Raw genomic sequence first — 21,828 nt, 5'->3', positions numbered from 1 at the left:
CAATCTTAGTATTACTGCTTCAGGGCGAAATGGAGAAACTTATCGCCCTGGTAGGTAAGTTTGCCTTTGTCGCCCGGATTGAGCGCATGGTAATAGTGGACACCAATCTGGAACTCGCGTTTAGGGCCGATAGGGCCTCTCTGCACGTAAATCCAATACTCTTGATCATCTTCTCCCGGCTCTGCATCCGGAATATCGATGGCCTGTTTATCTAAAATGGTCACTTGGACGCATTGCTCAGGGGCATCTTCACCAACATAGTGTTTGCTGTAAAAGCGAAAGAAAACCCAGGCTCCTAGCGCTATCAGAGCAAAAAGAGCCAAAATAAGTGGAATTGGCATGATGATCTCCAGTGTTTCGATAGCGCTTATTTTACAGAACTCCCCGTTTAAACGATGCGTTGAGATACAGGATTCGTGATCCATCAAAATGCGGTGAGATTTTATTCGGCGCACTTCACATTTTATATGCGCACAAGGACACAGTTTGAATGGAAAGTAGTACTTAACAGCTCGAAAAAGCTCTAAATTTATAGAAGAATAAAATGAGTAATAAAGAAAGCGTCATGTGAGGAGGGTTACGATGTCAGATATTGAAAAAGTAGTCATGCGTACCCGAACGATCGAAAAACTTTTGCGTACTCAATATCATGCAGAGGGGAAAGGGTTACATCAGCTCATCAATAGCTGTGAAGAGCGGTTACCGCATGATGTGATTGCCAAGCTACGTTATATCGCCACGGTGCGTAATAAGATTGTTCACGAAGAAGATTTTCAGTTAGAGAATCGAAAGAATTTTATGGCAGTGTGTGATGATTGTGAAAAAGAACTCACACCAAGAAGCTCGCGCTTTATCTGGAGAGCGGCAATTTTGTTGATGGCGCTGATTACGCTTGCGGCTCTGGGTTTTTATTACATGCATTGGGACGTACTGTCTGAGCACATACAGTAGGGTCATATTGAGAAAATAAAAAAGGACGCGTTAGCGTCCTTTTTTATTTTTAATCAGTAACTTAGTACATCATTGGCAGTGTCATTAAACCCACAACCACTGCAATCATTACCAGCCCTTGTTTTTGAGAAGATGAAATCATAACACTACCCCTTAATCTTGATGAACTCTATGCATTTAATATAGCACCATTTTTTAGGTTTGATCAACGTATCTAATGAAAAGTTTTTAAAACTTACAGTTAACTGACCTGTTTTTACCTTATTTTGACTAATTGAACTGTGTTTTTTATGTTGTGTTTAAAGTGTTCGGTTTGTGTCTTTGTTGTTCGTTTTTGATATAAGTGCATGATTTTTAATTGTAAGAAAGGTCTTACATATTGTTTAAATATTGTTTTTTGTCTCAGGGGTTGGGTTGGTGCTTAATGTTGCCTGTGTTTCTCAAAATCTGAGAAAACCCAGTTAATTCTATGCAGGTGTGAGGCGAGGAGCTGCTATCTCGAAGGTATATTTCTCAACTGGTGAGATAATCTAAGTGCCAAAAGGGTTTAGCATGCAACGTTAATGCGAACCTGTGGTTTGTGAGTCTAACTTTATTAATATTCTTAAATATCATTATGTTAATATTGGTTTGGTCGACTTTATTATCTGTATGTATGCCTGGTATTAGGCTCTTATGTTGGCCCTGCAGGGGTTAATGGTGCATTCTATGGCGTACAATGGGACTTTTGTTTTTTATGTTTGTTCTTTGTACGTATTGACTGACGAGTAGGCATCTTGACTGAATAGTTAGCAACTTTTCTATTTAAGTATTGAGTGAGTTGATGTCGTATTTAGTTGCTCTAAATAGAAGGTCAAATGTCCCGAATCGCTAGCGAGATCCAACTTTCGTAGATTGTGCCTTTACATCAACATCGGTCTACCTAGACTAGCGGCGAGTTTAAGTAAAAGGTATGTACAGCATGTGGAGTTGGCTGGCTATAGGGCTATCAGGTGTGTATTCCGTGTTGGGGGCAAAACAAGCCAATCCGACGCAATCTCTCGTATTTAAAATCTTTACTCTGGTACTCCTTCTTGTTCTGGTATTAACCCAAGGTACTCCAGCCACTTATACCTATTGGATTGCTGGTGGTCTGGGCGTATCAATCATTGCCGACACGTTACACTCGTTCCGTTCGCGTAAACTGATTTATTTCTGCGGTTATTTAGTTGCGCAGATTTGCTACAGCAAGTCGTTCTGGATGCAGTTGAACGGAGACATTATTTGGTGGCTATTGGCGTTATTGCTGGCGGCTAGTATCGTGGCGTTCTTTTTGTTGTTACCACAACTCGACTCGTTGGTTTTCCCTGTGGTGATCATGGGAATGATGCTGGTGCAGATGGCGTGGGCTGCAGGCGAGGTTTGGTTGCAGTCACCTACTTACGCGAATGCGATTGGATTCAGTGGAACCTTGGTCATGACCTACTCTGCACTAGCCTATGCAATACATGGTTACCGTAAGCCTATGAAACGCGCCTATGTGTGGGTTAGTGGAAGCTATTTCTTGGCGCATGCACTTATTGTGGCTTCTATCGTCTACTAATCTCGTTTACTAACCTAAATCAAAGCAGAGCTGGAGGATGTGGGTAAACTGGTCGTATCCAATTTGATAACTGGAGTTGATGATGAGTGATATTCACGCTCACGAGCTGTTAAACCTGCTTCGTGAAATCCCGATGAATCGTGAAGAGCTTGCCGCGCATTTTGGCTTAGAAGTTCGCTTCCACACGTGCAAACTGAATGATCTAGATTTAGACGCACTGCTCGCGTTTTTGCAGCAACGCGAAAAAATCCAAGAGTTAGAAGGGAAGTATGTGGTTAATATGGCGCGTATTTGCAATCACTAAACGGCAACACGCTCTCAGATAGCCTCTGATGACCAATACGAAACAGCCGCTCATGAGAGCGGCTGTTTTATTATCTGGTGTTTACTTTACATCATGTGCTTACGACGAATGTCGAGCAGAGCAAAGATGCCAAAAATTAGGATGGAGTATTTCTCCCAGCTGCTCATTTTTATCTTATCGCCAAATGCGCCGATGAAAATCGCCATTTGCAGGCCATGCATAATGAACAGGAATGCAGTCATAATATAGAGCGCGATGGCTGCATTACCTGGAAACGGCGCAACAATGTTAATGATCAATACCAACCAAACAAAGGCGATGGCCGCTTTGGCTAAGATGATTAGTGCTTTCATTTTGGTATCCTTTTGAATTATGGCACTACACGGACGTGCGTTCGTACAGGCGGTAACTGACCTGGCCAGCGGTTTTTTGTCTATGCAGATGCCAGCTTTCCGGTAGGTCGATAATATTCAGTTCTTTCTCGGTTTCAATATAAATCATCGCATCCTCAGCAAGCCAGCCGTTTTGCTCTAGCAAGGTCACGGTTTCATCTAATAAACCTTTACGAAATGGCGGGTCAATAAAGACCACATGATGAGGCGTCCCAGGTTGCTTTAGGAAGCTCAGAGCATCGGTGTTCACCACTTCAATGTTGGTTGCATTTAAAGAAGCGACGTTTTTCTTCAGTTGCTGAAACGCTTGCGGGTTCAGTTCAACCATCGTTACTTGCTCTGCCTGACGCGAGGCGGATTCAAAACCCAAGCCGCCAGAACCAGCAAACAAGTCGAGACACTTTGCCTGCGGCACATCTTGAGCCAGCCAGTTAAATAGCGTTTCTTTTACGCGATCGGTGGTTGGACGTAAGCCCTCAGCGTCATGAACTGGGAGTTTTCGGCCTCTCCATAAGCCACTAATAATACGAACGAAGCCCGTTGTTGGCTTTTTTTGTGATGAGTTTTGCTGGCGACGTCTTACCATAGATTTTTTGACCGCTAATAAAGTGATACTATACCCAATCGCCCAAGCATTGAGCTTGGATACAGCCCAGAATATTCAAGATGACAGAGTGTAACACTAATAAGATTAGATTCACCTAGTTGAAAAGTTTTCACAGCTTTGTCATTCGCCTTTTTTAGACGGATAATAATCTTGTCAAAAAAGAGTCATTAATAGATAAAAAGATAATCTAGGATAGCCCCAGATGACGGAAAAAAAGAAGCGCGGATTACTTTCGTGGCTAGGTTTTGGTGATGAAGAACAAAGCCAACAACCAAAAACTGAAGAAACAGTAAAAGAAGAAGCAGTGGAAGCGGCTTCTGAAGAGCAACCTTCCGAAGAGGTTGCTCTGCAAGCAGAAGAAAAAAATAGAGTTGAAGACGAGCCTGAAAAGGCTGAGGCTGTCCCAGCAGAAGCAGAAGCAGAAGCAGAAGCAGAAGCAGAAGCAGAAGCAGAAGAGCCTGAAGTGCCAGTGGCGCCTCGCGTTCAGGAGCAGGAAAAGCCGACTGAGAGTTTCTTCGCACGCCTCAAACGCAGTTTAAGCCGCACCAAGGCAAACATCGGTGCTGGCTTCTTTGGTTTGTTCAGCGGTAAAAAAATCGATGACGACCTGTTTGAGGAGCTGGAAGAGCAACTGCTTATCGCTGATGTGGGTATGAATACCACAACAAAAATCATCAACAACCTGACAGATAAAGCCTCTCGCGGTGATCTTAAAGATGGCGAAGCCCTTTACGGCTTGTTGAAAGAAGAAATGGCAGAGATTCTGTCTAAAGTAGAACAGCCGCTAGAAATCGATACCAGTAAAACGCCTTACGTTATCTTAATGGTTGGCGTAAATGGTGTAGGTAAAACTACGACGATCGGTAAGCTGGCGAAGCAGTTCCAGAATCAGGGTAAGAAAGTGATGTTGGCTGCTGGTGATACTTTCCGTGCGGCAGCGGTAGAGCAGCTTCAAGTATGGGGTGAGCGCAACAACGTTCCTGTGATTGCTCAACATACTGGTGCTGACAGTGCTTCAGTTATCTATGATGCGATTGAAGCGGCAAAAGCACGTGGTGTGGATGTAGTGATCGCTGATACGGCAGGTCGTCTGCAAAACAAAGCGAACCTGATGGAAGAGTTGCGCAAGATCATTCGTGTGATGAAGAAGATTGATGACTCTGCACCTCACGAAATCATGCTGACACTCGATGCCGGCACTGGTCAAAATGCGATCAGCCAGGCGAAGCTTTTCAGTGACGTTTCACCTATCACTGGGATTACATTAACTAAGCTTGATGGTACAGCGAAAGGTGGCGTGATTTTCGCTATTGCTGATCAGTTTGGTATTCCAATTCGTTACATTGGTGTAGGCGAAGGCATCGAAGATTTGCGTCCTTTTGAAACTCAAGAGTTCATTGACGCACTGTTCAGCCGCGAAGAGTAAATTAAGTGAGAGGGAATCAAGGGTGATCAAATTTCAGCAAGTGAGTAAAGCTTACCGCGGTGGTCGACAAGCACTGCAAAAAGTCGACTTTCACCTGAGGCGTGGAGAGATGGCGTTTTTAGGCGGGCATTCTGGCGCTGGTAAAAGTACCTTGCTGAAACTGATCTGTGCGATTGAACGCCCGACTGATGGCACCATTCATTTTAATGATCATGACATCACTCGTATTTCGAACCGAGATATCCCGTTTCTACGCCGTAATATCGGCATCGTATTTCAGGATCACCGTTTGTTGATGGATCGCAGTGTGTACGACAATGTCGCACTGCCGATGCGCATCGAATCGATTTCTGAAAATGAAATTAAACGTCGCGTTTCGGCATCGTTGGATAAAACCGGTCTGCTCGATAAAGCGCGTTGTTTGCCAAGTCAGCTTTCGGGCGGTGAGCAACAACGTGTTGGGATTGCCCGCGCAGTTGTGAATCGACCAACCTTGCTGGTTGCGGATGAGCCTACGGGTAACCTTGATCCTGAGTTGTCTAATAGAGTCCTGCGACTGTTTGAAGAATTTAATCGTGCAGGTGTCACCATCCTACTTGCAACGCACGATATCGGGTTAGTGAACACTCGCCCACAATATCGTCATTTTGAATTGAATCAAGGTTTCCTAAGCGAGGTAGAAGACTATGGCAGGTAAAAAACTCTCGCAAAAGAAAGGTAAAGGCAGCAGTGCTAAGCGAGCCAACACCGATGGATTTTTCTCTGTTCATATTAAGCAGGCAAAAGCGTCTTTTTCTGCCTTGTGGCAACGGCCATTAGGCAACATATTAACGCTGGCGGTGGTCTCCATTGCGTTGGCGATGCCAGCCTGTCTGTACTTATTAGGTAAGAATGTCGCGGGTGCAGCAGAAGATGTCGCCTCACCATCACAAGTGAGTGCGTATTTAGTAGAAGGTATGCCTGATGCACGCGTGATGGTGCTTAAGGACGAAATCGAAACCTGGCCGTTAGTGAAAACTGTGGAATATATTTCTCCACAGCAAGGGTTGGCTGATCTAAGCCAATATGCGGGCTTCGATCAGGCGCTGAGTTTGTTAAGTGGCTATGCACTGCCAGGCGTACTTGTGATTACACCGGACTCTGAACTGAAAAGTGATATTCAGTCGATAGCTCAGGACGTTCGTAAGCAGCAAGATGTTACCGATGTTCGCCTCGATGAAGATTGGTTGGCTCGTCTTGATGCCATTAAAACACTCGCCAGTATTATCGTTATCACACTGACGGTACTGATGTTAGGCGCGGTGTTTTTAATTGTCGGCAATACATTACGATTCAATGTGTTGGCGAATAAAGAAGAAATTCAGACCATGAAGCTGATTGGTGCAACTGACAGCTTTATTCTTCGCCCTTATTTATACACTGGCATGTGGTTTGGTGTATTGGGGGCAATCATCGCTTGGTTAGCGACGACGGTGATGACCTTTGTCATGAATAGTGCGGTGGAAGATTTAGCGGCATTGTATGACAGTCAGTTCCGTTTGAATGGTCTAAACTGGGATGAATCTCTGCTGCTTATCATCACGGGTAGCTTGATAGGTTGTATCGCTGCGCGTATTTCTGCACAGCGTCACCTAAAAGAAATTGAACCAGTTTAAGTGATGACGGTCTTATACTTGGAATTTATTAGCACAAGCTAATTTGTACCTCTTGTATAGAACACTTGTTTATGGATAATTGCTCGCCCTTCTTGAAACTTGTTCATTTTGAGTTCAAGATATCGAAGCTAAATTGCAATGTAATGCTCCAGATCAGAGATTGATGAGGAATTGAATGACAAAAGAAGCGTATCCGATGGCTCTAGTCACGCAAGATAGCCTTGATAGCTATATTCGCTCCGTTAACAGCTACCCAATGCTGACGGTAGATGAAGAGCGTGAGCTGGCAGAACGATTACACTACAAAGGTGAGATTGAAGCAGCGAAAGGGCTGATCCTGTCGCACCTGAGATTCGTTGTTCACGTTGCTCGAGGTTACTCAGGCTACGGTTTGCCAATGGCAGACTTAGTGCAAGAGGGCAATATCGGCCTAATGAAAGCGGTTAAGCGTTTTAACCCAGAAGTGGGTGTGCGTTTGGTGTCTTTTGCGGTCCACTGGATTAAAGCTGAGATCCATGAATACGTGCTGCGTAACTGGCGTATTGTTAAGATCGCAACGACCAAAGCACAACGTAAATTGTTCTTTAACCTACGCAAGTCGAAAAAGCGTCTGGGTTGGTTCAATAACGGCGAAGTAGAAACCGTTGCTCGTGAATTAGGTGTTGAGCCTTCAGAAGTTCGTGAGATGGAATCCCGTCTGGCGGCCGTCGACTCTACGTTCGATATGCCAACCGACGAAGACGATAGCTCAAACAGCTACACAGCACCGATGCTTTATCTAGAAGATAAATCGTCAGATGTTGCTGATAACGTTGAAGCAGCAAACTGGGAAATGCATACCAACAATCGTCTTGGACATGCATTGGCAAGTTTGGATGAGCGTAGTCAGCGTATTGTGCGTTCTCGTTGGTTAGATGACGAGAAAGCGACACTGCAGGATTTGGCTGATGAGTTTGGTGTATCTGCCGAGCGTATTCGTCAGTTAGAAAAGAATGCAATGAAGAAGCTCAAACTGGCCGTTGGTGAGTTCTAACGCTAGCTTCTAAATAAAAGCAAATTTTCATAGAAAGCCGAGATCATGTGATCTCGGCTTTTTTATTTTGGATCGAAAGTCGATAACGTTTGCGATCTAAATTTTATGTGCTACCTGTGCATAACTCTGTGAAGTAATTATTTATCAACTGTTCGAAAGCGGGGAAAAATAAGGCGTTCAGGCGTTTTCCCGGCTGGGGATAGTTAGTAATATACACACAGCTAGATCAAGATCATCACTACATATTGTGGATCAAAAGATCAAAATATACTTTATCAACGCAATCCACAGCTTTATCCACATGTGGTTGTAATGTGTACACTTTTAAATTCCCGGATAATTCTTGTGTCTAAATTTAGCGTTGGATAGGTTACAATGGCAGCATATACCCAAGTGACTTTATGACGCAGAACCTCGGCTACCATTCTGATAATGGCTCAATCGCACGTTACTAGGTTATTTGGGTATATTAATAAGACAATGAGAAAGTAAATGGATCAGTTTCAGCATATCGATGTGCAAGGTGCACAAGCACTGCTCGAGCAGGGCGAAGCAAAACTTGTAGATATCCGTGACCCTCAATCGTTTGCCGTAGCGCATGCAGAGTCAGCCTTTCATTTAACCAACGACTCGATCGTCTCTTTCATGGACGATGTGGAGTTCGAGCAGCCAGTTCTTGTGATGTGCTACCACGGCATTAGTAGTCAGGGTGCAGCGCAATACCTGGTCAACCAAGGCTTTGAGCAAGTGTACAGTGTCGATGGTGGTTTTGAAGCCTGGCAACGAGCCGAGCTACCGATAGTGAGAAGTTAATGAAGAGATTGGTAACGTTAAATAACCCACGCATGGCACAGGCTTTCATCGATTATATGGCGTCTCGTCATATTGAAATTCAGATGATGCCCGAGGGCCAGGGGCAGTTTGCGCTATGGCTGACGGATAGCCAGCATGAAATCGAAGCAGAGGCAGAGCTGAAACATTTCTTAGCCAATCCTTCCGATTCCAAATACAGCGCAGCTTCGTGGAACGTTGCCGAGACTCGCAAGAGTCAATTTCATTATTCAAGCCCAAGTATCATGAGCATGGTCAAAGCGAAAGCTGGCCCTGTGACACTTTTGATAATGACAGTGTGTGTCATTATCTACGGTTTACAGATGATCGGCTTTGGTCGGGGCGTGTTTGCATTGCTGCATTTCCCGGCGTTTGAAGGTCAACAATGGCAATTGTGGCGTTGGCTGAGCCATGCTCTGCTGCACTTCTCTGCAACCCATATCATCTTTAACTTGCTGTGGTGGTGGCAACTGGGTGGCGATATTGAACGTCGCCTGAGTTCCGGAAAACTACTGCAAATTTTTGTTGTTTCTGCAGCCTTGTCGGGCGCGGGGCAATTTTATGTTGAAGGTGCGAATTTTGGTGGGTTGTCTGGTGTTGTATACGCGCTGCTCGGTTATCTGTGGATCTTGGGTTATCGTCGGCCTCACCTAGGATTGACGCTACCAAAACCGATCATCGTGTTTATGTTGGTGTGGTTAGTGCTAGGTTTCGTTCAGCCGTTTATGGCGATTGCCAATACTGCTCACTTGGTGGGACTGATTTCGGGAATGGCGATTGCGCTGTTTGACTCCGGAAAAATGAAGTATCAGCAGAAAGCTTAAGGCATAATTAAGAGATAAAAAAGACCGCCAGAAGCGGTCTTTTCGTATCAGTGCATGTCCCGTTTACTGATAGAGATATTTGGTAAACAGCAAATCCGCAATAACGGTTTTCCCAGTTTCCGGCAGGAGTGTTTCGTTTAACCTCGTTACCAAGGTCTTACGCAAATCTTCCCGACCAGAAAGAGACTTGATGGTATCTTCTGTCTGCTTACCGAGTAACTCGATGATGGCATCACGAATCAGCGGTTGGTGATGTTCAATGATGGTCAGGTCTTGCTGGCTCATGACCATGATATCGATACGCACCTGAACGTAACCTAACTTTTTTCCTTTAGTGTAAAAGTTTGTCGTTAAGTCTGGTTCTAAAGTGAAGTACGCCAACTGAGGTCCAGCTTGTTCCGTTTCAGCCCAGGTTGGTGTGGAGATAAGCATGGTTAACGCAAAAATAGTTTGGGCTATATAACGTTTGTACATATTTCTAACTTTTCTTTCTCTGGATCGCGATATTCGAATCGCTTCAGTCTTGGTACAATAGACCGTCTATAACAAATAATGAACTTACGGTTTCAGTAAGACGGTAAGTTGTTGCTTTATTCTACGCATAAAGCCTCTAATTGAATACTAGTATGAATCAGCCAACATCACTCTATCTTGCTTCTTTATTGGAAGTAGAGTGGCAAAAGCCCGAAGAATTTGAATTTCCAAATGAATTGTCCAAGCATTGGCTTGAAGAACAAGGGTCTTTGTCACGTCGTTTAAAGCAACACTGTCAGGCTTTGACAGTGGAATTGCTACAAAATCAAATTGTCACTGCCAAGACACTGAAACAGGATGAAAGTCAGTTATTGTCTGAGCAAGATTGCCTGTTACGAGAGGTCGTTTTGTGTGGTGATGACAGTCCTTGGGTTATAGGACGTACGCTCATTCCATGCACGACACTGGTGGATCAGCAATACGATTTGGCTGAACAAGGGGATATCCCTTTAGGCCTGACCGTTTTTAGCGCGGATAACGTAGAGCGAGACTCACTGCAAATGGGGTGGGCCAACCTGCCTCAAGGACGATTTTTAGCGCGACGTTCAAGGTTGTGGATGAATCACAAACCAATGTTAGTCGCCGAGTTATTCTTATCTCTTTCACCTATTTACGCTAAGGAGAGGGTGTAAATGTCCGCAGAAAAAGCCAAAGCATATTGGCAACTGACGCGAATGGATCGACCAATAGGGTCCTTGCTACTACTGTGGCCTACCGTTTGGGCACTTGTTATTGCCGCTCAGGGTATGCCGAGTTGGGATGTATTGCTTGTTTTTGTATTAGGCGTATTTCTAATGCGAAGTGCAGGTTGTGTGATTAACGACTTCGCTGATCGTAAAGTCGATGGTCACGTTAAGCGCACCAAACAACGCCCGTTACCGTCGGGCAAAGTCACGGCGAAAGAAGCAATAGGCCTGTTTCTGGTGTTAGCCGTGAGCTCATTTTTATTGGTTCTGACCATGAATCCACTGACGATTCAGCTGTCGTTTGCGGGTGTTGTGTTGGCTTTCATCTACCCATTTATGAAGCGCTACACCCATCTTCCACAATTGTTTTTGGGGCTGGCGTTTAGTTGGGCAATTCCGATGGCGTGGGCAGCACAAACGGGTGAACTGCCTTTGATCGTATGGTTTATCTTTGTGATTAATGCGCTGTGGACCATTGCTTACGACACCCAATATGCCATGGTTGACCGTGATGATGATTTGAAAATTGGTATCAAATCGACCGCGATTTTGTTTGGTCGTCATGACAAGTTAATCATCGGTATTTTACAGCTCATTACCTTAGCGATGCTGGTTGGACTAGGGCAGTATTACCAGTTAGGGCAGAGCTACTATTGGACGATTCTGATTGCCGCTTCACTGTTTGTTTATCAACAGCACTTGATTCGCCACCGAGAACGCGATCTATGCTTTAGAGCATTTCTCAACAATAACTATGTCGGTATGGTTATCGCTGTCGGTTTATTAGTGGCGTTTTGGTAATAATTCGAAAATTGAAAAAGGCATCCGATTGGATGCCTTTTTTGTTTGTGCGTTTTGTTATGACTGAAGCTGGTGAATACTTTCTTCGATGGTGAGCTTCACTTCTGGATAAAGCAGAGTAAATAACAGTTTGGCAAATTGCTGCGTATTTTCTGTATCGCAGTTGCCATCATTGTCCAGGTACGCTTGTTGCTTCAGGGTATTGAACATCGCGCTAAATACACCTTTATCAAAGAACTCCGGTGCGTTAATGCCATGCAGTCGACCCAGACGCTGAGCGATATCCTGACTTTTCTGCTCTAGGTCTGATTTCCCTAACTCAGGGTACGCGACCAACAAGTTCGTTGCGATGGAGTAGCGCTGCAGTGTTTCAGTAATTGTGCGCCCTAGCAGAACCAATGACTGGTTGTTGGACTGATTGATTTCCAGCTTATTGCCATCAAGACAGATCATCTTCTGCTCGACAAATTCGTTAAGAATTTTCTCGACCAGCTCATTCAAATCGTCTTCCTGATAGCTTAAGAACAGCTCTTTTTTCAGGAATGGGTAGATTAGCGCAACGTTCTGCTGAACGCTTTCCACCGTGACGTTGCGCTGACGAATAATCATCTGAGCGATAAGTGACGGAAGCGCAAACAAGTGAATGATGTTATTGCGGTAGTAAGTCATCAGAATCGACTGGTTGCGATCCAGTGAAATGATATCGCCCATGCTGTCTGTTTCAATCACAAACTTATCAAGTGAGATTGCGTGATCAACCAACTCTTCTGCGCTTTCGCTTGGAATGGTAGAGGTGCTTGAGTACGGGTTGTTCTTGAGTAGCTTCAGGTAACACTCAATCTGACTGATTAGAGAATCACGAGATAACGCGCGCTGACGAGAAGCAAGCAAGGCAGTCGCGCAGAGTGTCAGTGCGTTAGCTGCAGCTGCATCGTTAATGTGCGTCATCATCTTGTTGGCCAGTCCGTTCACCACCGGATTCATCCATAGTGGTTTGCTGCTACCCATCGGATCGATATCTTTAGTCCACTCCGGAGCATGCTCGTTAAGGTATTGGTTAAGCTGAATTGGCTCACCAAAGTTTACGTAGCCCAAACCAAAGTTGCGCAGTTTACGCAGAGTACGCAGTACCAAACCGGCATTCTCTTTCTCTTTACGCTTACCGCGAAGTTCTTTGGCGTAAGTACTTACTTCCATTACATGCTCGTAGCCAATGTAAACCGGCACCAAAGTAACTGGACGGTTTAGACCACGTAGCATGGCCTGAATCGTCATCGCCAGCATACCTGTTTTGGCTTGCAGTAATCGCCCAGTACGCGAGCGGCCGCCTTCACTGAAGTATTCAACTGAATAGCCTTTAGCGAAAAGCTCGGCCAGATACTCGCGGAAAATCGTCGAGTACAGTTTATTGCCTTTAAAGCTGCGGCGGATAAAGAATGCACCACCACGGCGGAAAATAGGACCAGCCGGAAAGAAATTCAGGTTAATACCGGCAGCAATATGTGGCGGAACCATGCCTTCGTTGTACAGCACGTACGAAAGCAGTAGGTAGTCCATGTGGCTACGGTGACATGGAACGTATACGATCTCGTGACCATCTTGTGCTAAACGGCGTACTGTAGAGGCATTATTGATATGCAGACCCTGATACAGCTTATTCCAAAGCCAGCCGAGAATGCGGTCACCTCTTTTAACCAAGCCATAAGAAAAGTTCGCGGCAATTTCATCCATGATGTCGTGGGCTTCTTTGCGCGCTTTTTCAATCGAGATATTTTTGCTCTTAGCTTCATCAGCGATGGCTTGCTCAATCGCAGGTGATTTCATTAAACGCGCAAACAATACCTGACGTTGGGGTAGGTTAGGACCCGATGCTGCCAGCTTTTGGCGAGAGAAGTGGATACGAGCCACTCGCGCGAGCTTGTGAGCAATCGCACTGTCAGTGCCATGAGAATCTGCCATGTAGCGCAGCGATACCACTGGGCTAAAACGCACTAAACAGTCACGGCCAGATGCCATCACCGCCTTGGCTTTTTGTGGACCATTCATTGGCTGCAGGTACGGTTTACTATTCTCTTCTTTACCTGGCTTGCGTCCCCACAGTACGGTCGCTGGGATCATTTGTACATCTAGTTCGCTGTCCAGTTTGTGCAGCTCTAATAACTCACGAAAGAGAGAGTCAGATTCTGTTGGTACGTCATTGTCATTTCCCATCACGGTTGGACGAGCAGCAATAAATACGTAACGGTTGAGTGTTTTGCCATTAATTTCCAATGGACTGAGCGGGTCTGGCAGACCAAGGCTCATGGCTTGTTTTTGCAGTGTCAGCAAATCCACGTTCGAACGGAACGGTAAGGCATACACAATTGGTTTAGCCAGATCGATATCAAGATCGTCAATAGGGTTCGATGGGATTGTGGTGCCCTTTACCAGTACCGATAAAGGTAGTTTTAGTAATGAACGTGAAAATGATTGTCCAGAAGACATAAAGTTCACAGCCTCGATAGGTATTCAAACAGGCCCTAGCTTATTTCTGTGTCCGCATGGCCCATCTTGAGAGAAAATGAGTACGGCAATAGAAATAAGCCTAGGCGATAAAATTTAAGCGCAGCAAGGATAACAGAAACTGGTCGAACCTTTTAATTTTATTGAACATGAATTAGTCAAACACCCGAGCTGTTTCTTCCACTTGATTCACTTTAAGCGTGCTGTTTTAAACGTTTATGACGAAAAGGATGCTGCGTAACTTAAGTAAGCCAAGCAAATAAATTAAAAAACAACCAATTGGGTTTCCATTTAACCATTTACTGGATATACTCACAGTTAACTGTATAAAAAGACAGGTGAGACATGAAGCCGTTAACGCCACGCCAACAACAAGTCTTCGATTTGATTAAAAGTAAAATCGAAGACACCGGAATGCCACCAACCCGTGCAGAGATTGCGCGTGAGCTTGGCTTCCGCTCTGCAAATGCTGCAGAGGAACACCTAAAAGCACTTGCTCGTAAGCAAGCGATTGAAATTATTCCGGGTGCATCTCGAGGGATTCGTATCCTGCTTGAAGATGCTGCAAATGATGATCAGGGCTTGCCTCTGATTGGTCAGGTGGCAGCGGGTGAGCCGATTCTGGCTCAAGAGCATGTGGAAGCCCACTACCAAGTTGATCCAGCGATGTTTAAACCGCAAGCGGACTTCTTACTTCGCGTAAACGGCGAAAGTATGAAAGATATCGGTATTATGGATGGTGACTTACTTGCTGTGCATAAAACGCAAGACGTACGTGACGGCCAGGTTGTCGTTGCTCGTGTTGACGACGATGTGACGGTGAAGCGTCTGGAGCGTAAAGGTTCTACCGTATTGCTGCATGCAGAGAATGAAGAGTTTGCACCTATCCAGGTGGATCTGACTTCTCAGCACCTGACGATTGAAGGTCTGGCCGTCGGTATTATTCGCAATACTGACTGGATGTAAGCCCAAGCTTTGAAACAACAGTCCAGCTTTACTGGGCTGTTGTTTATTACGCTTTTTAATTTTCCCCACCTCTCTCATTTCACACTTCCTATCTTTTGATATGCATCCATGCTTGATAATGTAATTGATATTCATTATCATTTGTTTCTGTATCCATTACTTTCATTGGCGCAGGAAATGCCATGTCTCAGTCTAAACATCAAGTTCCTAACCATTTATTAAAACCTTTGTTGTTACGCAGTCGTGAAAGTATGGTCGACAATGGCTTAGTGTATGACCCTATTGCAGCCAAAGCCTGTTTAAACTGCCAAATGGCGCCTGATTGTCTTGGCGGAGATGTGGCGCAAAAGCAGTTATTGCATGTAACGTTAACTCAACTGTGTGACCAACAGGTCAATCAATTCCTGCAGCAATATCCTGATGCGTGGGTGATTAATGTCGGCGCAGGTCTCGATACGCGTTTTTACCGTCTGGATAACGGACGTTGTCATTGGGTCGAGCTGGATGTTACGGAGAATCTGGTTTGGCGACAGCGACTTTTCCATAAAAACGAACGTTATAAAAATCATATCGGCAGCGTAGAAGAAATGTCATGGCTGGACTCTCTGAATATTCCAGACAAATCACCAGTTCTGGTTGTTTGTGAAATGGCACTTTTGGATTGCTCAGAATCACAGGTTGCCGGTTTTATTCAAACGTTGGGGCGACACTTTGTGTCTGCTGAAGTGTGTATGGTTCTGGCTGGGGATCTCACTGAAAGTAAATGGGGACAGAAGCTGGGCTCTGATTGTTATGCGCATGGCTTTGAAGCACCATCAGAACAATTTCTGCAATGGCTGCCTTGGGCTGAATGGGTCAAAGTCTTTTCACCATTTGATCGTTTTTGCTCTCGCTGGAAGGCTTGGCAACGCTGGCTCAATAAGATCCCTGTACTTAAATACCGTCTGACACCTGTCCTCGTTCATATTAAGTGGTGATTGGCTAGCTTCACATTGCTCAGGTACACTCGTTAATCCAGTTAAAGAGGTGCTTGTGACAAACTCTATTTTCTCTCCTTTATCTAATCCTCAGGTGCACCGTCAGGTCTTGGCACTTGCGATTCCAATGGTGCTGTCGAACATTACCGTTCCTTTGCTTGGTCTGGTTGATGCCGCGGTGATTGGCCATCTTGAACATGCTTGGTATCTGGGCGGTGTTGCCTTAGGCAGCACGATGATCAGTGTGACTTTTTGGCTGCTCGGTTTTTTGCGTATGTCGACAACAGGGTTAGCCGCGCAATCTTACGGAAGTGATGATCGCAAACAACTTGCTTTAGTTTTCCTGCAAGGCGCTTTGATGGCGTTGCTGTTCGCAGTGCTGTTTTTAGTTGCACACAGTTCTATTGCTGACCTTATCTTTAGCTGGAGTGATGCCAGTGAGGAAGTGAAACACTATGGTATGCAGTATTTCTCTGTCCGTGTCTGGAGTGCGCCTGCGGCGTTAATGAATTTCGTGTTGTTGGGTTGGTTACTTGGCACACAAAATTCCAAGGCACCGATGTGGATGGTGATCATTACTAACCTTACTAATATCGCATTGGATGTCTTGTTTGTGATTGGGTTAGGCTGGAAAGTCGAAGGGGCGGCTTTAGCCTCAGTGATCGCAGACTACTCAGGCATGGCATTTGGCTTAGTTTGTGTTTGGAAAACATGGCAAGAGCGACAGTTACCTTCACCTAAGCGCCTCCTTGCGGACACGCAGAATGGGATAGGTCGGTTTATAAAACTTAATCGAGATATCTTTTTACGCTCTTTGTGCTTGCAGGCGGCATTTAGCTTTATGACCTTTCAGGGGGCGAGCTTTGGTGATGATGTTGTGGCTGCGAATGCTGTGCTGATGAGTTTTTTGATGATCATTTCTTACGGCATGGACGGTTTTGCGTATGCCATGGAAGCCATGGTGGGTAAAGCCATTGGGGCGAAAGACAGGCAGCAACTGAGCGCATCGCTTATTGGGACATTCTTTTGGAGCCTGGTTATCTGTTTGGGCTTAACGGCAGTCTTCTCTTTAGCAGGATCGACCCTGATCGCCATGATCACCTCAATAGAAGAGGTACAGCAGCAGGCGGCGACTTATCTGCCATGGCTGGTGGTGATGCCACTGGCTTCGATGTGGTGCTTTCTCTTGGATGGAATTTTTGTCGGAGCGACTAAAGGTAAAGACATGCGCAACAGTATGTTTGTGGCGACCAGCAGCTTCTTTGTTGTCTTTTACTTATTTTCGGGATGGGAAAATCACGCGCTTTGGCTGGCGATGACTAGTTTTATGCTGATGCGCGGCATCGGGCTTGGCGTGATTTTACTTTATCAATGGCGCAAGGGAACCTTTCTCGCTTAACGGTTACCACAAACAAAAACAGCAGGCGGAGTGCCTGCTGTTTTACGTTTTAGGGGGCTGCTCTCATTAGAACAGTCGGTTCAAACCATTCAATGCTGCCACGCGGTAGGCTTCGGCCATGGTTGGGTAGTTGAACGTTGTGTTAACGAAGTACTCGATGGTATTCGCTTCCCCTTTTTGTTCCATGATGGCTTGTCCGATGTGGATGATTTCCGCAGCACGTTGACCAAAACAGTGGATACCAAGGATTTCTTTGGTTTCGCGGTGGAACAAAATCTTCAAACTGCCAATGTCTTTTCCTGCGATCTGTGCGCGCGCCAGATGTTTGAAGGAAGAGCGACCCACCTCGTAAGGTACTTTCGCTGCCGTCAGTTCTTGCTCTGTTCTACCAACAGAACTGATTTCCGGAATGGTGTAGATGCCGGTTGGGATATCTTCAATCAGATAGTTATCCGCTTGTCCTTTGGTGATTGCCTGCGCCACAAAGCGCCCCTGATCGTAGGCGGCACTTGCCAGGCTAGGGTAACCAATCACATCACCGACTGCGTAAATGTGCTCCACTACGGTTTGATAGTTACGATTCACTTTCAATTGTCCGCGCGAGTCCGCTTCCAGACCAACCGCACCAAGGTTGAGTTTATCCGTGTTACCTGTTCGGCCGTTAGCGTACAGCAGGCAATCCGCAAACATCTTTTTGCCGGACTCTAAATGGATAATCACACCGTCTTCTGTACCTTCAATTTTTTCGTAAGTTTCATCATTACGAATCACCACACCGCTGTTCCAGAAGTGGTATGACAGCGCATCAGAGACTTCGTTGTCTAAGAAAGATAACAAACGGTCACGGGTGTTAATCAAGTCAGTTTTCACCCCAAGCCCGCGGAAGATAGACGCATACTCACAGCCAATGACACCTGCACCGTAGATAATGATATGGCGAGGGTCATGCTTCAGGCTTAGGATGGAGTCACTGTCGTAAATGCGTTCGTGTAGGAAGTCGACATCATCTGGCTGGTATGGGCGAGAGCCTGTCGCGATGACAAATTTATCTGCTGAGTAGACTTCTTCAGTGCCATCACTTTGCATAACCGCGACAGAGTAATCATCGATAAAACGTGCGGTTCCGAAGAGCAGGGTACATTGGTTACGGTCGTAGAACCCCTGACGCAGGCGCGTTTGTTTGTCGATGACCGACTTCGCATGGCCTAAAATGTCAGAAAATGTTGCATGTAAACTGGTGCTATTGCGGCAGAATAGCGGGTTGCTATTAAATTCGATGATTCGGCTAACCGCATGACGCAGTGCTTTTGATGGTATGGTTCCCCAGTGCGTACAGCCGCCACCAACGCTGCTCTCTTTCTCAATGATGGCTACATTCAGTCCCGCTTTGGTTAATCCCATTGCAGCCCCTTCTCCGCCAGGGCCACTACCAATTACGATCACGTCAAAGTGATTTACATGCGCCATGATGTATTTCCTTGTTATATTTGCTTAACATTGCCTTAGCGCAATTTTAACTCATTTGCTCTATACGTACACGTAATGGCTGCGAGAGAGTGGAAGTGATCACGCAGAAACGACCAAAAGCACGAATTGGTATGTTGGATGTCTATAAATTGCATTGAGAATATTGCATTCAGACGGTTGCCAATAGTAACGTTTGCGCGGTTAACGCTGGCAAAGGCAACATATCTTTCTCCGTAGGGGGGAATTGCGTTATATTGAAGCTCTTGTACCCTACATAAAAAGAGCAAGTTAAGAATGAAATCGATGGGCATCCGCGCGCAACAAAAAGAGAAGACACGTCGATCATTGATCGACGCGGCATTTAGTCAATTAAGTGCGGATCGCAGCTTTTCCAGTCTCAGCTTGCGAGAAGTTGCCCGAGAGGCAGGAATTGCACCCACTTCTTTCTATCGCCACTTTAAAGATATGGATGAACTAGGCTTAACCATGGTCGATGAAGGGGGGTTACTGTTACGTCAGTTGATGCGTCAGGCGCGTCAACGTATCGTAAAAGAAGGAAGTGTGATTCGAACTTCGGTTGAAACATTTATGGAATTCATTGAAAGTAGCCCTAACGTATTTCGTTTGTTACTGCGTGAACGTTCAGGAACTTCTTCTGAATTCCGTACCGCTGTTGCTCGAGAAATTCAGCATTTTGCGGCAGAATTAACCGAGTACTTGATGAGCACCGGCGTGACCAGAGAAGAGGCGTATACTCAAGCAGAGGCGTCGGTTACTTTGGTCTTCAGCTCGGGTGCTGAAGCTTTAGATTTAGATCGCCGTGAGCGCGATGAACTCGCGGAACGATTGATTATGCAATTGCGAATGATAGCCAAAGGGGCTTATTGGTATCGCAAAGAACGTGAACGTAACCGATTAAAAGGCAGGATAGAATAATGTCGAATGGAAATAAATCTGAAAAGAAAACGCTGATTTTAGCGTTGGTTGCAGGTGTGTGTGGTGATGCTTTGTTGTCATGGTTGACGATGAGCGAAGTCTCTTTCTCAATTTTCCCGTTGATCGCTCTTGTACTAGCAGTACAGGCGCTGTACCAAGAATACTTGAGTAACCCGGTATCGGAAGATATCCCATTGGTTGGTCTGGCATGTTTCTTCGTGGGGGCGTTTGGCCACTCTGCGTTTATCAAAGCGCAATACCCAGAAGCAGGTTCAAACTTCTTCGCTATTATGGTTTCTATGATCCTTCTAGTGTGGATCGGTAAAAAACTTGGCTTTATGGAAAGCAAAAGCAAAACTTCAGCGGAATAACGCCGCAAGGTTAAATAAAAAAGCGAGCTATTGAGCTCGCTTTTTTTATACCTGCTTTACGCTTATTTGCGTTCTAGGAATACACCCGCTTCCATGTGGTGGGTGTATGGGAACTGATCGAACAGAGCAAAACGTGTGACTTTGTGTGTTTCGCTCAAAATGTCCAAGTTCTCTTTCAGAGTGTCAGGGTTACAAGAGATGTACATGATACGCTCGTAACCTTGCACCATTTTACAGGTGTCCACATCCATACCTGAACGTGGCGGGTCCACAAAAATGGTGTTGCAGTTGTAGCTCTTCAAATCCACGCCAGCATCTTGCAAGCGGCGGAACTCACGTTTACCTTCGATCGCCTGAGTAAACTCTTCTGCTGAAAGTCGCAGGATTTGTACGTTATCAATCTCATTCGCTGCGATATTGTATTGAGCAGATACCACAGACGGCTTCGCCAGTTCGGTTGCCAAAACGCGGTCAAAGTTTTGTGCCAATGCCAGCGAGAAGTTACCGTTACCACAGTAAAGCTCTAACAGGTCGCCAGTGCTGTCTTGCGTGCAGTCTACCGCCCATTCCAGCATCTTCTCTGCTACTTTACCGTTTGGTTGTGTAAAGCTGTTTTCTACTTGTTGGTAAATGTACGACTGACCATTCACATCTAGTTTCTCGATGACATAATCTTGGTCGAGGACGATTTTCATCTTGCGTGCGCGGCCGATGATGTTGAGGTTGAAACCTTCATCATTCAGACGCTGCTTCATTGCTTTAGCGTTTTCAATCCACTCATCATCCAACTGGCGATGGTAAAGCAGAGAAACCAGCATCTCACCGCTCAGTGTAGACAGAAAGTCCACTTGGAACAATTTACGACGCAGAGAGTCGTTGTCTTTCATCGCTTCAATCAGTAGCGGCATCAAATCATTGATAAGACGGCTTGCTGCTGGGAACTGATCAACGCGGTATTTCTCACGAGTTTCCTGATTGAACATGATGTAGTAAAGGTCTTCACCTTCATGCCAAACACGAAACTCAGCACGCATACGGTAGTGCTGCTCTGGTGATTCAAACACTTCCAGCTCTGGCACGTTGTATGGCGAGAACATATCAGTGAGACGTTCAACTTTTTCCGCCAGTTGTTCTTGGTAGTGTTGCGGGTTTACATCAAGAGTAGCCATGATCTTACCTTTTATGGTGCATTCAATTTAAGAGCGCAGATTTTATTCAATCTCAACAGTATGTCCAGTTTTGTACTTGAATTGATCTAAAGATAGTGTGTACAGGTTAAGTAGAAAGCGCAATTAATCAAAACGTTACAATTTATAGGGGTAATATTGGCTGGACAAATAATCCATAGCTGAATAATATCAGCCTCAAGCTGGTGCTATCTAGCAATCTAGATGGCTGAAATGGGAATCTGGTGGAACTCCAGAACTGACGCGCAGCGGTAAAAGAGAACGAAAGCTTATTAAGACACTGCATTGGTTGATGTGGGAAGTCGAGCGAGTAGGAGGGGTAAAAGCCAGGCTCTTAAGTCCGAATACCTGCCAGCAACTGAGCCACAGCACTGGTCTGCCATTAAATGGCAGGGCT

The 21,828-nt window shown here is 45.4% G+C and carries 23 protein-coding genes and 1 riboswitch; of the genes, 16 read left to right on the top strand and 7 right to left on the bottom strand.

Annotation, left to right across the window (positions count from 1 at the left end; genetic code table 11):
• Positions 1-11 precede the first annotated feature (11 nt).
• A complete protein-coding gene (locus tag DBX26_RS14830) occupies positions 12-341 on the bottom strand; it encodes a DUF2500 domain-containing protein (protein ID WP_014233319.1) in 330 nt (109 codons plus the stop codon).
• Positions 342-582: 241 nt separating this feature from the next.
• Between DBX26_RS14830 and DBX26_RS14825 the strand changes: the two genes are divergently transcribed.
• The 3 genes from DBX26_RS14825 to DBX26_RS14810 all read left to right on the top strand — a co-directional run bounded on the left by DBX26_RS14825 (position 583) and on the right by DBX26_RS14810 (position 2,837).
• On the top strand, positions 583-951 hold the full coding sequence (locus DBX26_RS14825; protein WP_020334046.1) for a hypothetical protein: 369 nt from the start codon (positions 583-585) through the stop codon (positions 949-951).
• A 961-nt stretch (positions 952-1,912) separates the two neighbouring features.
• The gene (locus DBX26_RS14815; protein WP_014233317.1) at positions 1,913-2,533 is read left to right on the top strand and encodes a lysoplasmalogenase; all 621 of its coding nucleotides are present in this window, start codon (positions 1,913-1,915) and stop codon (positions 2,531-2,533) included.
• An 82-nt stretch (positions 2,534-2,615) separates the two neighbouring features.
• Positions 2,616-2,837 (top strand): YecH family metal-binding protein, encoded by a 222-nt coding sequence (locus DBX26_RS14810; RefSeq protein WP_014233316.1) that lies wholly within the window; start codon positions 2,616-2,618, stop codon positions 2,835-2,837.
• 86 nt (positions 2,838-2,923) lie between these two features.
• Here DBX26_RS14810 and DBX26_RS14805 read toward each other — a convergent pair whose 3' ends face one another.
• On the bottom strand, positions 2,924-3,190 hold the full coding sequence (locus tag DBX26_RS14805) for a DUF1145 domain-containing protein (RefSeq protein WP_020334045.1): 267 nt from the start codon (positions 3,188-3,190) through the stop codon (positions 2,924-2,926).
• Positions 3,191-3,215: 25 nt separating this feature from the next.
• Positions 3,216-3,815, bottom strand: coding sequence for a 16S rRNA (guanine(966)-N(2))-methyltransferase RsmD (gene rsmD / locus DBX26_RS14800; RefSeq protein WP_118119610.1), 600 nt, complete (start codon positions 3,813-3,815; stop codon positions 3,216-3,218).
• 223 nt (positions 3,816-4,038) lie between these two features.
• Between rsmD and ftsY the strand changes: the two genes are divergently transcribed.
• The 6 genes from ftsY (at position 4,039) to glpG (ending at position 9,605) form a co-directional block, all read left to right on the top strand.
• The gene (gene ftsY, locus DBX26_RS14795) at positions 4,039-5,262 is read left to right on the top strand and encodes a signal recognition particle-docking protein FtsY (RefSeq protein WP_118119608.1); all 1,224 of its coding nucleotides are present in this window, start codon (positions 4,039-4,041) and stop codon (positions 5,260-5,262) included.
• A 22-nt stretch (positions 5,263-5,284) separates the two neighbouring features.
• Entirely contained in the window at positions 5,285-5,959 is a 675-nt protein-coding gene (gene ftsE / locus DBX26_RS14790; protein WP_014233312.1) for a cell division ATP-binding protein FtsE, read from the top strand.
• Positions 5,949-6,917 carry a permease-like cell division protein FtsX gene (gene ftsX / locus DBX26_RS14785; RefSeq protein ID WP_014233311.1) on the top strand — a complete coding sequence of 323 codons (969 nt, stop codon included), beginning with the start codon at positions 5,949-5,951 and terminating at the stop codon, positions 6,915-6,917. Before ftsE ends, ftsX begins: the two co-directional genes overlap by 11 nt.
• 175 nt (positions 6,918-7,092) lie before the next feature.
• Positions 7,093-7,950, top strand: coding sequence for an RNA polymerase sigma factor RpoH (gene rpoH / locus DBX26_RS14780; protein WP_118119606.1), 858 nt, complete (start codon positions 7,093-7,095; stop codon positions 7,948-7,950).
• Positions 7,951-8,442: 492 nt separating this feature from the next.
• Complete coding sequence (gene glpE / locus DBX26_RS14770; RefSeq protein ID WP_014233309.1) at positions 8,443-8,763, top strand: thiosulfate sulfurtransferase GlpE; 321 nt, start codon at positions 8,443-8,445, stop codon at positions 8,761-8,763.
• Positions 8,763-9,605 carry a rhomboid family intramembrane serine protease GlpG gene (gene glpG, locus DBX26_RS14765; RefSeq protein WP_065303000.1) on the top strand — a complete coding sequence of 281 codons (843 nt, stop codon included), beginning with the start codon at positions 8,763-8,765 and terminating at the stop codon, positions 9,603-9,605. Before glpE ends, glpG begins: the two co-directional genes overlap by 1 nt.
• Positions 9,606-9,668: 63 nt before the next feature.
• On the opposite strand, the gene DBX26_RS14760 is transcribed toward glpG, so the two are convergent.
• Positions 9,669-10,079, bottom strand: coding sequence for a flagellar basal body-associated protein FliL (locus tag DBX26_RS14760; protein ID WP_014233307.1), 411 nt, complete (start codon positions 10,077-10,079; stop codon positions 9,669-9,671).
• A gap of 152 nt (positions 10,080-10,231) precedes the next feature.
• On the opposite strand from DBX26_RS14760, the gene DBX26_RS14755 reads away from it, so the two are divergent.
• Both DBX26_RS14755 and ubiA read left to right on the top strand, forming a co-directional pair.
• Positions 10,232-10,771: a chorismate lyase gene (locus DBX26_RS14755; RefSeq protein WP_020334038.1), complete on the top strand. Its 540-nt coding sequence runs from the start codon at positions 10,232-10,234 to the stop codon at positions 10,769-10,771.
• Entirely contained in the window at positions 10,772-11,626 is an 855-nt protein-coding gene (ubiA, locus tag DBX26_RS14750; RefSeq protein WP_020334037.1) for a 4-hydroxybenzoate octaprenyltransferase, read from the top strand. It begins immediately after the preceding gene.
• 57 nt (positions 11,627-11,683) lie between these two features.
• Here the strand turns inward: ubiA and plsB are convergent, their stop codons facing one another.
• Complete coding sequence (gene plsB / locus DBX26_RS14745; RefSeq protein ID WP_118119604.1) at positions 11,684-14,110, bottom strand: glycerol-3-phosphate 1-O-acyltransferase PlsB; 2,427 nt, start codon at positions 14,108-14,110, stop codon at positions 11,684-11,686.
• Between the two features lie 363 nt (positions 14,111-14,473).
• Between plsB and lexA the strand changes: the two genes are divergently transcribed.
• From lexA to dinF, 3 genes are all read left to right on the top strand, one after another.
• Entirely contained in the window at positions 14,474-15,094 is a 621-nt protein-coding gene (lexA, locus tag DBX26_RS14740; RefSeq protein WP_118119602.1) for a transcriptional repressor LexA, read from the top strand.
• A gap of 182 nt (positions 15,095-15,276) precedes the next feature.
• Positions 15,277-16,071 (top strand): class I SAM-dependent methyltransferase, encoded by a 795-nt coding sequence (locus DBX26_RS14735; RefSeq protein ID WP_065297518.1) that lies wholly within the window; start codon positions 15,277-15,279, stop codon positions 16,069-16,071.
• Between the two features lie 55 nt (positions 16,072-16,126).
• On the top strand, positions 16,127-17,470 hold the full coding sequence (dinF, locus tag DBX26_RS14730; protein ID WP_162889709.1) for an MATE family efflux transporter DinF: 1,344 nt from the start codon (positions 16,127-16,129) through the stop codon (positions 17,468-17,470).
• 66 nt (positions 17,471-17,536) lie between these two features.
• On the opposite strand, the gene sthA is transcribed toward dinF, so the two are convergent.
• Positions 17,537-18,937 (bottom strand): Si-specific NAD(P)(+) transhydrogenase, encoded by a 1,401-nt coding sequence (gene sthA, locus DBX26_RS14725; protein WP_014233300.1) that lies wholly within the window; start codon positions 18,935-18,937, stop codon positions 17,537-17,539.
• A 294-nt stretch (positions 18,938-19,231) separates the two neighbouring features.
• Between sthA and fabR the strand changes: the two genes are divergently transcribed.
• On the top strand, positions 19,232-19,873 hold the full coding sequence (gene fabR, locus DBX26_RS14720) for an HTH-type transcriptional repressor FabR (RefSeq protein ID WP_014233299.1): 642 nt from the start codon (positions 19,232-19,234) through the stop codon (positions 19,871-19,873).
• Positions 19,873-20,244: a YijD family membrane protein gene (locus DBX26_RS14715; protein ID WP_014233298.1), complete on the top strand. Its 372-nt coding sequence runs from the start codon at positions 19,873-19,875 to the stop codon at positions 20,242-20,244. Before fabR ends, DBX26_RS14715 begins: the two co-directional genes overlap by 1 nt.
• Before the next feature lie 62 nt (positions 20,245-20,306).
• On the opposite strand, the gene trmA is transcribed toward DBX26_RS14715, so the two are convergent.
• A complete protein-coding gene (trmA, locus tag DBX26_RS14710) occupies positions 20,307-21,413 on the bottom strand; it encodes a tRNA (uridine(54)-C5)-methyltransferase TrmA (RefSeq protein WP_118119599.1) in 1,107 nt (368 codons plus the stop codon).
• Between the two features lie 184 nt (positions 21,414-21,597).
• Positions 21,598-21,802, top strand: a riboswitch (cobalamin riboswitch).
• The last annotated feature ends 26 nt before the right edge of the window (positions 21,803-21,828 follow it).

This window comes from Vibrio sp. dhg (assembly GCF_003443775.1).
Lineage (GTDB): Bacteria > Pseudomonadota > Gammaproteobacteria > Enterobacterales > Vibrionaceae > Vibrio > Vibrio natriegens.
Note: the sequence above shows the minus strand (reverse complement) of the source record. Positions and strands in the feature narration are given on the sequence as shown.

What these genes read in the sequence shown, in the direction of transcription:
- trmA (WP_118119599.1), bottom strand. Translation starts at nt 21,413, where the DNA reads ATGGCTACTCTTGATGTAAACCCGCAACACTACCAAGAACAACTGGCG.
- ftsY (WP_118119608.1), top strand. Translation starts at nt 4,039, where the DNA reads ATGACGGAAAAAAAGAAGCGCGGATTACTTTCGTGGCTAGGTTTTGGT.
- ubiA (WP_020334037.1), top strand. Translation starts at nt 10,772, where the DNA reads ATGTCCGCAGAAAAAGCCAAAGCATATTGGCAACTGACGCGAATGGAT.
- plsB (WP_118119604.1), bottom strand. Translation starts at nt 14,110, where the DNA reads ATGTCTTCTGGACAATCATTTTCACGTTCATTACTAAAACTACCTTTA.
- rpoH (WP_118119606.1), top strand. Translation starts at nt 7,093, where the DNA reads ATGACAAAAGAAGCGTATCCGATGGCTCTAGTCACGCAAGATAGCCTT.
- fabR (WP_014233299.1), top strand. Translation starts at nt 19,232, where the DNA reads ATGAAATCGATGGGCATCCGCGCGCAACAAAAAGAGAAGACACGTCGA.
- sthA (WP_014233300.1), bottom strand. Translation starts at nt 18,937, where the DNA reads ATGGCGCATGTAAATCACTTTGACGTGATCGTAATTGGTAGTGGCCCT.
- glpE (WP_014233309.1), top strand. Translation starts at nt 8,443, where the DNA reads ATGGATCAGTTTCAGCATATCGATGTGCAAGGTGCACAAGCACTGCTC.
- DBX26_RS14805 (WP_020334045.1), bottom strand. Translation starts at nt 3,190, where the DNA reads ATGAAAGCACTAATCATCTTAGCCAAAGCGGCCATCGCCTTTGTTTGG.
- lexA (WP_118119602.1), top strand. Translation starts at nt 14,474, where the DNA reads ATGAAGCCGTTAACGCCACGCCAACAACAAGTCTTCGATTTGATTAAA.
- glpG (WP_065303000.1), top strand. Translation starts at nt 8,763, where the DNA reads ATGAAGAGATTGGTAACGTTAAATAACCCACGCATGGCACAGGCTTTC.
- DBX26_RS14715 (WP_014233298.1), top strand. Translation starts at nt 19,873, where the DNA reads ATGTCGAATGGAAATAAATCTGAAAAGAAAACGCTGATTTTAGCGTTG.
- rsmD (WP_118119610.1), bottom strand. Translation starts at nt 3,815, where the DNA reads ATGGTAAGACGTCGCCAGCAAAACTCATCACAAAAAAAGCCAACAACG.
- DBX26_RS14810 (WP_014233316.1), top strand. Translation starts at nt 2,616, where the DNA reads ATGAGTGATATTCACGCTCACGAGCTGTTAAACCTGCTTCGTGAAATC.
- DBX26_RS14755 (WP_020334038.1), top strand. Translation starts at nt 10,232, where the DNA reads ATGAATCAGCCAACATCACTCTATCTTGCTTCTTTATTGGAAGTAGAG.
- DBX26_RS14735 (WP_065297518.1), top strand. Translation starts at nt 15,277, where the DNA reads ATGTCTCAGTCTAAACATCAAGTTCCTAACCATTTATTAAAACCTTTG.
- DBX26_RS14760 (WP_014233307.1), bottom strand. Translation starts at nt 10,079, where the DNA reads ATGTACAAACGTTATATAGCCCAAACTATTTTTGCGTTAACCATGCTT.
- DBX26_RS14815 (WP_014233317.1), top strand. Translation starts at nt 1,913, where the DNA reads ATGTGGAGTTGGCTGGCTATAGGGCTATCAGGTGTGTATTCCGTGTTG.
- DBX26_RS14825 (WP_020334046.1), top strand. Translation starts at nt 583, where the DNA reads ATGTCAGATATTGAAAAAGTAGTCATGCGTACCCGAACGATCGAAAAA.
- ftsX (WP_014233311.1), top strand. Translation starts at nt 5,949, where the DNA reads ATGGCAGGTAAAAAACTCTCGCAAAAGAAAGGTAAAGGCAGCAGTGCT.
- DBX26_RS14830 (WP_014233319.1), bottom strand. Translation starts at nt 341, where the DNA reads ATGCCAATTCCACTTATTTTGGCTCTTTTTGCTCTGATAGCGCTAGGA.